This window comes from Bordetella hinzii LMG 13501, assembly GCF_001548475.1.
Taxonomy (GTDB): Bacteria; Pseudomonadota; Gammaproteobacteria; order Burkholderiales; family Burkholderiaceae_B; genus Bordetella; species Bordetella hinzii.
In genome coordinates this window covers 1-12,686 of sequence record NZ_LRUJ01000001.1, presented here as the reverse complement: position 1 = coordinate 12,686, position 12,686 = coordinate 1, and the positions used below count along the sequence as shown (strand labels likewise).

Sequence of the window (12,686 nt, the reverse complement as noted above, 5' to 3'; positions counted from 1 at the left end):
CGCGCGCCGCTGCGCGCGCGGGCCGAGTGTTGCGTGGATCAGGGGGCCTTCTTCACGTTCCAGAACGCGAAGACAGGCGCGTGCACCAGGCCGCTCAGCTTGGTCGAGTACACGGTGGGCACCGACATCTGGCCCAGGGGCACGTAGAGGCCTTCGTCGACACCGATGCGTTGGACCTCGTCGGCGATCTTTTTCTGTTCGGCCGGGTCGGCGCTCAGCGCGAACTTGGTCCGCAGCTCTTCGATCTGCGGGAAGTCGGGCCAGCCGAACCAGGCGTTGTCGCCATTGGCCGCGGCCGGGGCCGAGCGCACCGGATCCATGATGTCGGTGGCGTACCAGTTGGTGTTATGGATGTTCCAGCCGCCCTCGGCCGGCGCGGCCTTGGAGGCGCGGCGGGTGGCCACGCTTTGCCAGTCCATGGCCTGCAGGTTGACGTTGAAGCCCGCCTTGCGCAGCGCCTGGGCCATCACGACCGGCTGGGCGCTCAGGGTGCCGACATCGGTGGCGTGCATGATGAGGATGGGCGTGTTGTCGTAGCCGGCCTCCTTGAGCAGCGCCTTCGCCTTGTCGATATTGCCGGGCACCGTCATGTCCTTGCCGATATCGCTTTGCAGCGGCGTGCCGCAGCCCCACAGCGAGGCGCAGGTCTGCCAATACTTGGGATTGCCCACCAGCGCCTTCATGACGTCTTCCTGGCCGATGGCGTACATCGCGGCCTGGCGGATCTTCTTGTTGTTGAAGGGCGGATACTTGAAGTTGAAGCGGTACATGGTGAAGTAGCCGACCGGGCTCAGGGTTTCTTCCTTGAGCTCCTTGTGGCCTTCGACCATGGGCAGCAGGTCATACGGGAACTGCTCGACGAAGTCGATCTCGCCATTGAGCAGGGAGTTGGCCGTGGTGAGCGCATCGGGCATCACGTCCCATTCGACGCGGTCCACGTTGACCACCTTGCCGCCGGCCAGGCCGCTGGCCGGCTCCTTGCGCGGCACGTAGTCGGTATTCTTGACGTAGACCGTTTTGACGCCGGGCTTGAACTCCGCCACCTTGAAGGGTCCCGAGCCGGTCATGTCGGTGATGGGCTGGCCGATGGGGATCTCGGCGATGCGCTTGGGCATCATGAAGGCGGCCGTGCCCGTGGGCTTGGACAGGGCGCGCAGCGCGAGGTCGGTGGGTTCCTTCATGACGATGCGGAACTGCTTGTCGTCCACCTTTTCGATCTTGTCGGTGAACTTCAGCAGGGTGCGGCCCATGCCGTCGCCGGCGGCCCAGCGCTTGATGGAGGCCACGCAGTCATCGGCGGTGACCGGCTTGCCATCGTGCCACTTGAGGCCGTCGCGCAGGGTCATCGTGTAGGTCTTGCCGTCGGGCGAGACCTCCCATTTTTCGAGCATCTGCGGCTGGATCTTGTTGTCCGCGTCGGTCGCCAACAGGGTGTCGTAGATCATGTAGCCGTGCCAGGTCGTGATGTACGCCGTGGTGGCATGCGGGTCGGTCAGGCGCAAAGGCGAGTGCATGACGGCCTTGATGGTGGTCTCGGCATAGGCGCCGTGCGCCGCCATCAATGTTGCGCCGGCAACGAAGGCCGCTCGAACGAACTTCAGCATGGATGTTCCCCTGATTCTGGCAAGCAGGCGGCGGGTATGCCGCCCTTGTTGTGAACGAGCCGCCAGTGGCGGCGATAAGGGTTCTACGCGGTAGGGTGGGTAAATTCCGGCCCGCAGGGTGCCATTCTGATGCCGGGCCGCAGCCGTGTCCATGGTTGTTTGGCCGCATCCATCAGCATGGAGCCCGGCGCCGCGCAGACCAGGATGCGGTCGGCGATGTCGGTGAAGTCGGCGCGGAAATGCGCCGTGCTCTTGACCACCAGGATGGCCGCCCGCCGAGGCTCGATACCAGCGAAGCGGAACATCTCCTGGTCGGCCATCTGCACCTTGATGGAAGCCACCACGATGCGGACATCGTCGATGCGCAGGCAGGCGCTGGGGCCCAGGTCCATATGGAAACCGCGATAGAAGGCGCCATGCGTGTCGAAGCGGCCGTCGGAGACTTTCTCTACGATAAAGTCGGCGACCAGGGGTTCGTCATCGGGAATACCCGAGTGTCCACCCAGTGCGATGCGCACAGTCTTGCCCGCGCCGGCGCGGTGCGCGGCCAGCGCCGCCTCGGGGTCGACGATCAGGCCGATGGCGGCATGGCGGGCGCGGTTGCGGATCAGGGCCCGCAGCAGGCCGGTAGTGTCGGAGCTGCCGCCGGCGCCGGGGTTGTCCTGGACGTCGGCGATCACTACGGGCTTGCTGGCCGTGGCGGCCGCGCGCATGGCTTCCTGGACCGCCTCGTCCGGGTCGTAGATGCGGCCGCCGAAGTCCGCCTCGGCGTTGAGCACGGCCCGCGTCATCTCGTCGGCCGCGGCATCGGCGGCGCGCTGGCTTTCGCCATAGGCCCAGACGGCGGGCGCGCAGTCAGGGAAATCGGCGGCCGGGAAACCGGTGGCGAAAGACAGGCTGAAGGCCTCGCGTCCTTCGATATCGTCCAGCAGGCGATACAGGCTGCGCGCCGGCTCGATGTCGGTGGACTGCCAGCACAGCGAAATCAGGTAGGGCAGGGAGCGCAGCGCCACATGGGGGCGCGGCATGCCGTCCAGTCTTTGCTGCAGGAAGCGCGCGGCGCGCGCGCCGGTCTCGGCCATGTCCACGTGCGGATAGGTGCGGTAACAGACCAGGCCGTCGGCGTGACGCACCATGGCCCGCGTGACATTGGCGTGCAGGTCCAGGCTGGCGACCAGCGGGATGTCCGGGCCGATCAGCTCGCGCACCCGGCGCAGCATCTCGCCTTCGCCGTCGTCCAGGTGCTCGGTGACCATGGCGCCGTGCAGGTCGAGGTAGACCGCGTCCAGCGGCATGGCCTGGCGCAGGCCGTCGAGAATGAGGGCGCTGATGCGCTCGAAGGCGTCGCGGGTGACCGGGCCGGAGGGGCTGGCCGCCGTCCACGTCGTGGGAAGCAGCGTGTGCCCGGCCATGGCCTCGATAAAGCCGGCGATCGGTATGTTGGCGCCGGCGACCGTCTCGAACATGGCCGGCCCGCTGACCAGCTTGGGCCAGCCGCCGCCCTTGTCGGCGAAATCTTCCCACGCCGCCCGGGACGGGGCGAAGGTATTCGTTTCGTGCTGAAAGCCGCCTATACCAATACGCATTGATTGACCTCTTTTGGGAAACGACATCATCGCAGGCAGATTTACATGCGTTGTGTTTTTTTGCCTAGGGGCTCCTCGAAAGAAAAAGGCGGGCTTGTGCCCGCCTTGCGCGACCGGTTTTATTTCGCGACCGGCATGGTGAATTCGGCGCCCTTGGCGATGCTGTCGGGCCAGCGCTGCATCACGCTCTTGTAGCGCGAGTAGAAGCGCACGCCTTCCTCGCCGTAGGCATGGTGGTCGCCGAACAGCGAGCGTTTCCAGCCGCCGAAGGAGTGCCAGGCCATGGGCACGGGGATGGGCACGTTGATGCCCACCATGCCCACCTTGATCTGGCGCGCGAAGGCGCGCGCGATGCCGCCATCCGACGTGAAGCAGGACACGCCGTTGCCGAACTCGTGGCGGTTGATGAGATCCACCGCGGCGGCGAAATCGGGCACGCGCACTACGCACAACACCGGGCCGAAGATTTCCTCGCGGTAGATGTTCATCTGCGGCGTGACATGGTCGAACAGCGTGCCGCCCAGGAAGAAACCCTGCTCGCGGCCCGGCACCTTCAGGCCGCGGCCGTCGGCCACCAGCGTCGCGCCGGCCGCGATGCCGTCTTCGATATAGCCCAGCACCTTTTTACGGTGCTGCGGGGTGACCAGGGGGCCCATCTCGGCGTCGGGCTCCATGCCGTCCTTGACGACCAGGGCGGCCACGCGCGGCTTCAGGCGCTCGATGACCTTGTCGGCCACATCGCCCACGGCCACCGCGACCGAGATCGCCATGCAGCGTTCGCCGGCCGAGCCGTAGGCCGCGCCCATGAGGGCGTCGGTGACCTGGTCGAGGTCGGCGTCGGGCATCACCACCAGATGGTTCTTGGCGCCGCCCAGGGCCTGCACGCGCTTGCCGCGGCGGGTGCCTTCGGCATAGATGTACTCCGCGATGGGCGTGGATCCCACGAAGGACAGGGCTTCGACATCGGGATGGGCGATCAGGGCGTCGACGGCGATCTTGTCGCCCTGCACGACGTTGAACACGCCGTCGGGCAGGCCGGCTTCCTTGAGCAGTTCGGCCAGCCTGAGCGAGACGGAGGGGTCGCGCTCGGAGGGCTTGAGCACGAAGGTGTTGCCGCAGGCCAGCGCCACCGGGAACATCCAGCAGGGCACCATCATGGGGAAGTTGAACGGCGTGATGCCGGCCACCACGCCCAGCGGCTGGCGCATGCTCCAGTTGTCGATGCCGCCGCCGATCTGGTCGCTGTACTGGCCCTTGAGCAACTGCGGAATGCCGCAGGCAAACTCGACCACCTCGATGCCGCGGGTGACTTCGCCCTTGGCGTCGGAGAAGACCTTGCCGTGCTCGCGCGTGATGAGGGCGGCCAGTTCGTCCTGGTGCTTGTCCAGCAGGGCCTTGAAATTGAACAGGATGCGGGCGCGCTTGAGCGCCGGGGTTTCGGACCAGGCGGGATAGGCCGCGCGCGCGGCGGCCACGGCGGCGCCGACGTCATCGGCCGAGGCCAGCGCGATGGAGCTGATGACTTCGCCGGTGGCCGGGTTATAGCCTTCGGTGTAGCGGCCGGAGCGGTCTTCGTGCAGCTGGCCGTTGATGTAGTGGGTGAGTTTGTTCATGGGTGAGGGCGCAAGGGGCGGGCAGGGGCCCGCCCGGAAGGTTCAGGCGATTTCCTTGAGGACTTTGCCGATCGTATCGAAGATTTCGCCGATCTGGGCTTCGTCGATGATGAGCGGCGGCGAGATGGCCAGGATGTCGCCGGTGTAGCGCACCATCAGGCCCCGGTCGAAGCACTTCTGGAAGGCTTCGGCGGCGCGGGCGCCGGGCGCGCCGGCGCGCGGCGCCAGCTCGATGCCCGCTACCAGGCCGATGTTGCGCACGTCGATGACATGGTCGGCGCCGCGCAGGCCGTGGGCGGCGCGCTCGAAGGCGGGCGACAGCTCGCGGGCGCGCTCGAACAGGCGTTCGCGGCGATAGATGTCCAGCGTGGCCAGGATGGCCGCCGTGGCCAGCGGATGGGCCGAATAGGTATAGCCATGGAAGAACTCGATGCCGCCCTGCGCGCCATTGATGATGGCGTCATGCACGTCGCGGCGCACCGCGACCGCGCCGGCCGGCACGGCGGCATTGCTGACGCCCTTGGCCATGGTAATGATGTCGGGCGTGACGCCGAAGTATTCCGAAGCCGTCGCCGAGCCCAGGCGGCCATAGGCCGTGATGACCTCGTCGAAGATCAGCAGGATGCCGTGGCGGGCGGTGATCTCGCGCAGGCGTTCCAGGTAGCCCTTGGGCGGGATCAGCACGCCGGTGGAGCCGGCCATGGGTTCGACCACCACGGCGGCGATGGTCGACGCATCATGCAGGGCGATGATGCGCTCCAGGTCATCGGCCAGGTGGGCGCCCCATTCCGGCTGGCCCTGGGTGAAGGCGTTCTTCTCGAGGTTGTGAGTATGGGGCAGGTGGTCGACGGCTGGCAGCAGCGCGCCCGAGAAGGTCTTGCGGTTGGGCGAAATGCCGCCTACCGAGATACCGCCGAAGCCGACGCCGTGATAGCCGCGCTCGCGGCCCACCAGGCGGGTGCGCTGGGCTTCGCCGCGCGCGCGGTGGTAGGCAAGCGCGATCTTCAGCGCGGTATCGACCGATTCCGACCCGGAGTTGGTGAAGAAAATGCGGTCCAGCCCTTCCGGCATGAAGGACGCCACGGCCGTGGCGGCTTCGAAGGCGCCCGGATGGCCCAGCTGGAAGCCGGGGGCATAGTCCATCTCGGCGGCCTGGCGGGCGATGGCGCCGGCGATCTCCTCGCGGCAGTGGCCGGCGTTCACGCACCACAGGCCGGCCGTGCCGTCCAGGATCCGGCGCCCGTCGACCGAGGTGTAGTACATGCCTTTGGCGCCGGCCAGCATGCGGGGCTGCGCCTTGAATTGGCGGTTGGCCGTAAACGGCATCCAGAGATGGGACAGGTCGGGCAGGCCGGCGGGGGCGTTCATGGGGGGCTCCAGGGGAGAAATCTGCACGGCGCCTCGCGGCCCGCGCTCATAGGGGATGCAGGGCATTCTCTGCCGCCGGGCGGGGAATGAAAATATACAATCAAGCCAAAAGTCCTAAACCGTATAGATCGAATCCAGATAACTGTACAGATAAGCCATGGAATTCCAGCCCGTGCGTTCGCGCAAACAGGGGCCTACCCTGGTGGAACAGGTCGTGCGGGCGTTCGCCCGGGCCATCGAGCAGCAGGTGCTGCGTCCGGGTATGCCCGTAGCCTCGGTGCGCGAGTTCGCGCGCGAGCATGGCCTGAGCACATTCACCGTGGCCAGCGCCTATAACCGGCTGGTCGCCCAGGGCTGGCTGGCCGCGCGCCCGGGTTCGGGCTATCGCGTGCTGGCGCCGCCGCGCCCGCCCGCGGCCCGCCCGTCCGCCTGGGTGCCTCCCCGGCTCAACACCGACTGGCTGCTGTCGGACATCTATGCCGACCACTCCATTCCCATCAAGGCGGGCTGCGGCTGGCTGCCGGGCGAATGGCTCAACGAAGAAGGCCTGCATCTGGCTTTGCGCCATATGGGCCGGGTGCCGGCGCTGCGCATCTCGGGCTATGGGCATCCGCAGGGCTATGCGCCGCTGCGCGAAAGCATCGTCGCCGCGCTGGCCCAGCACGGCCTGCTGGCCGGCCCCGAACAGGTGGTGCTCACACAAGGCGTGACCCACGGGCTGGACATCGTCATCCGCAGCGTACTGCGGCCGGGCGATACGGTGCTGGTCGAGCAGCCCTGCTATGCCAACCTGCTGCAGCTGCTGCGGCTGGCGGGCATGCGCGTGGTGGCCGTGCCGCGCGGCGAAGAGGGGCTGGATCTCGAGGCGCTGGAGGGGGCGGTGCGCGATCACCAGCCGCGCGCGCTCTTCGTGAACACCGTGCTGCAGAATCCCTCGGGCATGTCGCTGTCCATGGCCAATGCCTTCCGCCTGCTGCAATCGGCCGGCCGCCATGGCTATTGGATCATCGAGGACGACATCTCCCGCGAGCTGCAGCCGGGGCTGGCGCCCCTGCTGGCCGCGCTGGACGGCGGCGAGCGCGTGATCTATCTGGGGGGCTATTCCAAGGTCATCAGCCCCTCCGTGCGCGTGGGCTATGTGGTGGCCCACCGCGACCTGGCGCGAGACATCGCGCGCACCAAGATGGCCGTGGGCCTGACCTCGCCCGAGATCATGGAGCGGGTCGTGCACCAGGTCATCCGCGAAGGCCGCTTCCGGGCGCATATCCTGCGCACGCGCGAGCGCCTGGCCCAGGCGCATGCCCAGGTCATGCGGCAGATGGATGATTCCGGACTGGAGATCGCCGCGCGTCCGCAGGCCGGGCTGTTCCTGTGGGCCCGGTTGCCGGGGCGCGGGCAGGGCGCGCTGGCCGTGGCCGAGGCGGCGCTGCGCGATGGCATCTGGCTGGCGCCGGGCTGCTACTTCGATGCCGGCCAGGCCGACATCCCCTGGATGCGCTTCAATGTCGCCTATGCGGACCAGCCGGCCTTGTGGCGCTTCATGCGCGGGCAGGCCGGCTTAGGCCCCGCTCAGGCGGCGGCTCTTTCGTAGACCACGAAGTCGTAGCGGTAGCCGTTTTCTTCGGGCTGGGGCTGGCGCGAGGTTTCCTTCCAGGCATAGCCGGGCAGCAGCGGAAACCAGGCGTCGCCGTCCACGTCGGCCTGGATCTCGGTGGCGATGATGCGGTCGGCCAGGGGCAGGGCCTGGGCGTAGATCTGCGCGCCGCCGATGACGTAGACGTCCTCGGCCTCGGCCGCGTCCAGCGCGGCCTGCAGGTCGGGCACGACTCGCGCGCCTTCGGCGCGGTAATCCGGATTGCGGCTGACCACGATGTTCTGGCGGCCGGGCAGCGGGCGGCCCAGCGACTCCCAGGTATTGCGGCCCATCACGATGGGGTGGCCCAGCGTGGTGCGCTTGAAATGCGCCAGGTCGCCTGGCAGGCGCCAGGGCAAGGTGTTGTCGCGGCCGATGACGCGATTGCGGGCGTAGGCGACGACGAGGGTCAGGCGTGCCATGGTCATACCGCCATGGGCGCGGTCAGCGGCGCGTGGTGCTGATAGCCTTCGAGCGTGAAATCGCCCGGTTCGACACGTTCGAGCCACTCGGGTTCATAGCGCTGGGTCTGGCTGAAATCCGGGATGCGGTCGGACAGCAGCAGGCGCGGCGCCTCGTAGGGCTGGCGCGTGAGCTGTTCGCGCAGCATGTCCAGATGGTTTTCGTAGATATGCGCATCGCCGATGAAATACGTGAACCAGCGCGGCGTGTAGCCCGTCAGGCGGCCCACCAGGTGCAGCAGGGCCGCGCCCTCGGTGAGATTGAAGGGCGTGCCCAGCCCCACGTCGTTGGAACGGATGTACAGGCACAGCGAGATCTCGCGCGTGCTGGCGTTGGGCAAGAACTGATACAGCAGGTGGCAGGGCGGCAGGGCCATCTCTTCGATCTGCGCCCAGTTCCAGCCATGAAAGAGGATGCGCCGGTCCGAGGGATTGCGATGAATGGTGTCCAGGCATTGGCGCAGTTGATCCACGGCCTTGTAGAGCAGCACGTGGGGCTCGCCGTTGTCCTCGACGGTGGCCACGCGCGCATAGCCCCGGCCCAGTGCGTCGTCGATCTGCGCCAGGCGCCCGGCCGGCAGCAGCTTGTAGGCCGGCCAGTTGCGCCATTGCACGCCGTAGACCGGGCCCAGGTCATCGGGGCCTTCGCGGTAGGGGTTGGCCAGCCACTGGCTGTTTTCATTCGCGTTCTGGTCCCAGACCTTGCAGCCCAGCGCGCGGAAATCGGCCGCGCTGCGCGCGCCCCGCATGAAGCCCACCAGCTCGCCGATGGCCGATTTGAAGGCCAGCTTCTTGGTGGTGACCGCCGGAAAGCCCTGTTGCAGGTCGAAGCGCAGCATGGCGCCGGGCAGGGACAGGGTGCGCACGCCGGTGCGGTTTTCCTGCCAGGCGCCGTGGTCGAGAATGGACTGGACGAGGTCGAGATACTGTTTCATCGCGGAGGCGGGCGCGGCGCGCCCGGGGCAAGACAGAGAAGGGTCAGGCGGCGGCCGTGTCGACGATGTCGACCGAGAAGGTCAGCTCGGCGGTCTTTTCGAGCATGGCCGAAGCCGAGCAGTACTTTTCGTGCGACAGCTGGACGGCCCGTTCGACGGCGGCGCGCGGCAGCTTGTTGCCGGTCACCGTGAAGGCGAAATGGATGCGCGTGAATACCTTGGGATCGGTGTCGGCGCGGTCGGCTTCAAGCTTGACGCTGCAGCCGGTGACATCGTGGCGGCCGCGCTTGAGGATGAGCACCACGTCATAGGCCGTGCAGCCGCCGGTGCCGGCCAGCAGCATTTCCATGGGGCGCGGGGCGCGGTTGTGGCCGCCGCCTTCGACGGCGCCGTCCATGGCGGCGACGTGGCCGCTGCCGGTGGTGGCCATGAAGAGCATGCCCGAGGGGCCGCCCCAATCGATCGTGCATTCCATCGCGGAAATCCTTGTGCGGGAGAGGGCGCTTGCGCCCGGTCAAAGGCCGATCATACCCGTTGGCTACAATCCCCGTTGGAGTTCCCCGGCTGCTTTCAGGGGCGGGGCGCACAGAAGGAGCCGCATATGATTTCCGCCACCCCGCTTGTCCGCCGCCCGGGCCCGCTCGACGCCGTGCTGGTCGAAGTGGACCGCGCCTTGCAAGTGCTGTCGCGTTCCGCGGTGGCCGGGCGCGCCTACCCCGCCCGCGCCGCCGAGACGGCCCTCACCGAAACCGAAAAACGCCACGCCGCCGGCCTGATGCGGGTCAATCATGTGGGCGAGGTCTGCGCGCAGGCGCTTTACCGGGGACAGGCCGCCGTCTGCCGCGACGGCGCCACGCGCGAGCTGTTGCGCGAAGCGGCCGCCGAAGAGGTGGATCACCTGGCCTGGTGCGATGAGCGCCTGAAGGAGCTGGGCAGCCGTCCCAGCCTGCTCAATCCTTTCTGGTATGCGGGCTCCTTCGCGCTGGGCGTGGCGGCCAGCGTGGCCGGCGTGCCGCGCAACCTGGGTTTCATGGCCGAGACCGAACGCCAGGTCGAAGCGCACCTGGATGAGCATCTGCATACGTTGCCGGCCGATGATGAGCGCTCGCGCGAAATCGTGCGCCAGATGAAGGATGACGAGGCCGGCCACCGCGAGAGCGCCGAACGGGCCGGAGGCGTGGCCTTGCCCGCCCCGGTGCGCGGCCTGATGCGCGCCATGTCCAAGGTCATGACCCGCACGGCCTACCATCTCTGAGCTTGCCGGGCGGCCGATGGTGCGCCGCCGCAATGCCCGCCGCGCAAGGCCGGCAAGAGGGCGATGGATGGAATGTTTCTAAGGGTTACTACCCAAGGGTTTCCCCGTCGCGCGTGGCCGATAAAATTCGGGGACGTATAACTGGGAATTCGCCGCAAGCCTTGCCTGGCTTGCCTCTCCGGCCGATTTGCGGCGTGGACCCCACAATTGCACATCGTGAAAGCGGATTCCAAAAAAAATCTTGCATCGCACAAAAGAATCCTCTACTATTCATTCAACGGATGCCGAAACGCGATGGCGCAAGCGCCTAGCAAAGCGGTCCGAGGTAGAGCAAAGAGGTAGTGGTACTTCCCCTCCCGCGCTCCCCGGGTCGCCAGGGTTACCCCGGCATGCCACGGTTGTCTCCTCCACCCTCCTCCTTTGGTGGATTTAGCCCGAGATCGTCAGATCTCGGGCTTTTTTTTCGCTTGGGCGGTCTTTGTAACGAGTCTGTCCCTCGTTGTTAATAATTGGGACAGCCGCCTAAGTGTTTTCCCTTAAATTTCCCGGCGTAGCAGAGAGGAAAGCTCTACAATAAATTTGTATCGGACATATCTTGGTCCGATAGGGCGGCGGCCTGTGACCCAGGCGTTACTTTCTGTACTTGCGACTTGCACTTGAATATCTCTCCCATATATGGGCGTTACACCTGCCGCACATAATGGCGGACCTGTCTCGATAGACCAACCAAAGGTGATCCTGTGACCTGGCTGTATATCTGCGTGGTCGCGTTCATGGTGGGGGGACTCATCGTCGCGTCAGAGCGCTGGCATGGCGCCTTCACTGGCGACAGCGATCTCAACAAACCCCAGGCGTCCCATACGCGCGCCACGCCCCGCGTAGGCGGCCTGGCCGTGCTGGCCGGCTCGCTGGCGGGCCTGCTGGTGCTGGGCCCCAGCAACATGACGCTGACCTGGCTGTGGCCCGCGCTGTTCGTGGCCGCCTTGCCCGTTTTCGTGGCGGGCCTGCTCGAAGACATCACCAAGGACATCGGCGCCAGCAAGCGCCTGTTCGCGGCCTTTGCCTCGGCCGCCATCGCCTGGTGGCTGCTGGGCGGCGTGTCTCGCGTGGGCATCGCGCCGGTGGATTGGGTGCTGTCCTATTGGCCCGTGTCCCTGTTGTTTACCGTCTTCGCCGTGGGCGGCTGCACGCACGCGCTGAACATCGTCGACGGCATGAACGGCTTGGCCGGCATGGTCGCCACGTTGATGGCGGTGTCCATCAGCCTGGTCGCGCTGCAGGTCGGCGACATGCCCATCTTCATGATCGCCGCCGCGCTGGCTTCGGCCACCCTGGGCTTTCTGGTCTGGAACTTCCCCTTCGGCCGCGTCTTCCTGGGTGACGGCGGCGCCTACTTCCTGGGCTTCATGCTGGCCGAGCTGGCGGTGCTGCTGGTGGTGCGCAATCCTTCCGTCTCGCCCTTCTACGCGCTGGCCGTGCTGTTCTACCCCGTATTCGAGACGGGCTTTTCGATCTGGCGCCGCCGCTTCAAGCGGGGTGTGCCGGTGGATCAGCCCGACGCGCTGCATCTGCATCAGCTGGTGTTCCGCCGCCTGGTCCGCGTCACCTTCAGCCGCCGCAGCCGGCACGCGGTGCCCGCGCTGTGCAACGCCCTGGCCTCGCCCTATATGTGGGTGCTGGCCCTGATCGGGCTGGTGCCGGCCACGATCTGGTGGGACAACGCCTGGGCGCTGTGCGCCAGCCTGCTGGTCTTCGCTCTGGTCTATACCTGGCTCTATATGCGCCTGGTGTCCTGGCGCCGTCCAGGGTGGCTGCTGCTGCCCTCGGTGCTGCGCACGCATTGACAACCTGACGCCTGCCGCGGGCGCGGCGGGCACTTCCAAACGACTTCCTGAAACTTTTATCGATTCCGTAGCCGTTGTACGGTAACTGGGAGATTTATCTTGCGTATTCAAGATGTGAAACTGGCCATTGTGGGCCTGGGCTATGTCGGTCTGCCGCTGGCGGTGGAGTTCGGCAAGAAGCGCCCCGTCATCGGGTTTGACATCAACACGCGCCGCATCGAGGAACTGCGCCGTGGCCATGACCATACGCTGGAAGTGGACGACAAGGAGCTGGCCGAGGCCAGGCACCTGAGCTACACGACGGATCGCGCCGAGCTGGGCCAGGCCAATGTCTTCATCGTGACCGTGCCCACGCCCATCGACGAATACAAGCAGCCCGACCTGACT

Annotated in this window: 10 protein-coding genes and 1 pseudogene; 4 read left to right on the top strand and 7 right to left on the bottom strand. The window is 66.7% G+C overall.

What is annotated here, in order from left to right; genetic code table 11:
- Positions 1-38 precede the first annotated feature (38 nt).
- The 4 genes from AXA74_RS00055 to AXA74_RS00040 all read right to left on the bottom strand — a co-directional run bounded on the left by AXA74_RS00055 (position 39) and on the right by AXA74_RS00040 (position 6,171).
- On the bottom strand, positions 39-1,604 hold the full coding sequence (locus AXA74_RS00055; protein WP_029578286.1) for an ABC transporter substrate-binding protein: 1,566 nt from the start codon (positions 1,602-1,604) through the stop codon (positions 39-41).
- Between the two features lie 83 nt (positions 1,605-1,687).
- The gene (locus AXA74_RS00050) at positions 1,688-3,190 is read right to left on the bottom strand and encodes a M81 family metallopeptidase (RefSeq protein ID WP_029578287.1); all 1,503 of its coding nucleotides are present in this window, start codon (positions 3,188-3,190) and stop codon (positions 1,688-1,690) included.
- Positions 3,191-3,309: 119 nt separating this feature from the next.
- Positions 3,310-4,803 (bottom strand): CoA-acylating methylmalonate-semialdehyde dehydrogenase, encoded by a 1,494-nt coding sequence (locus tag AXA74_RS00045; RefSeq protein WP_029578288.1) that lies wholly within the window; start codon positions 4,801-4,803, stop codon positions 3,310-3,312.
- Positions 4,804-4,845: 42 nt separating this feature from the next.
- Positions 4,846-6,171 carry an aspartate aminotransferase family protein gene (locus tag AXA74_RS00040; protein WP_032979472.1) on the bottom strand — a complete coding sequence of 442 codons (1,326 nt, stop codon included), beginning with the start codon at positions 6,169-6,171 and terminating at the stop codon, positions 4,846-4,848.
- 157 nt (positions 6,172-6,328) lie between these two features.
- On the opposite strand from AXA74_RS00040, the gene AXA74_RS00035 reads away from it, so the two are divergent.
- Positions 6,329-7,762 carry an aminotransferase-like domain-containing protein gene (locus AXA74_RS00035; protein ID WP_032979471.1) on the top strand — a complete coding sequence of 478 codons (1,434 nt, stop codon included), beginning with the start codon at positions 6,329-6,331 and terminating at the stop codon, positions 7,760-7,762.
- Here AXA74_RS00035 and AXA74_RS00030 read toward each other — a convergent pair.
- Genes AXA74_RS00030 through AXA74_RS00020 form a run of 3 tightly spaced genes read right to left on the bottom strand, consistent with a single transcriptional unit; the run spans position 7,741 to position 9,675 of the window.
- The gene (locus tag AXA74_RS00030) at positions 7,741-8,232 is read right to left on the bottom strand and encodes a dihydrofolate reductase (RefSeq protein ID WP_032954743.1); all 492 of its coding nucleotides are present in this window, start codon (positions 8,230-8,232) and stop codon (positions 7,741-7,743) included. The genes AXA74_RS00035 and AXA74_RS00030 overlap by 22 nt on opposite strands.
- Entirely contained in the window at positions 8,229-9,200 is a 972-nt protein-coding gene (locus AXA74_RS00025; protein WP_029578292.1) for a thymidylate synthase, read from the bottom strand. Before AXA74_RS00025 ends, AXA74_RS00030 begins: the two co-directional genes overlap by 4 nt.
- Positions 9,201-9,243: 43 nt before the next feature.
- Positions 9,244-9,675 (bottom strand): OsmC family protein, encoded by a 432-nt coding sequence (locus AXA74_RS00020; RefSeq protein ID WP_029578293.1) that lies wholly within the window; start codon positions 9,673-9,675, stop codon positions 9,244-9,246.
- Between the two features lie 126 nt (positions 9,676-9,801).
- On the opposite strand from AXA74_RS00020, the gene coq7 reads away from it, so the two are divergent.
- The 3 genes and pseudogenes from coq7 to AXA74_RS00005 all read left to right on the top strand — a co-directional run.
- Positions 9,802-10,455 carry a 2-polyprenyl-3-methyl-6-methoxy-1,4-benzoquinone monooxygenase gene (gene coq7, locus AXA74_RS00015; protein ID WP_029578294.1) on the top strand — a complete coding sequence of 218 codons (654 nt, stop codon included), beginning with the start codon at positions 9,802-9,804 and terminating at the stop codon, positions 10,453-10,455.
- A gap of 740 nt (positions 10,456-11,195) precedes the next feature.
- A complete protein-coding gene (locus AXA74_RS00010) occupies positions 11,196-12,299 on the top strand; it encodes an MraY family glycosyltransferase (RefSeq protein WP_029578295.1) in 1,104 nt (367 codons plus the stop codon).
- A 99-nt stretch (positions 12,300-12,398) separates the two neighbouring features.
- Positions 12,399-12,686 (top strand): annotated as a pseudogene (locus AXA74_RS00005) (Vi polysaccharide biosynthesis UDP-N-acetylglucosamine C-6 dehydrogenase TviB); the annotation flags it as partial.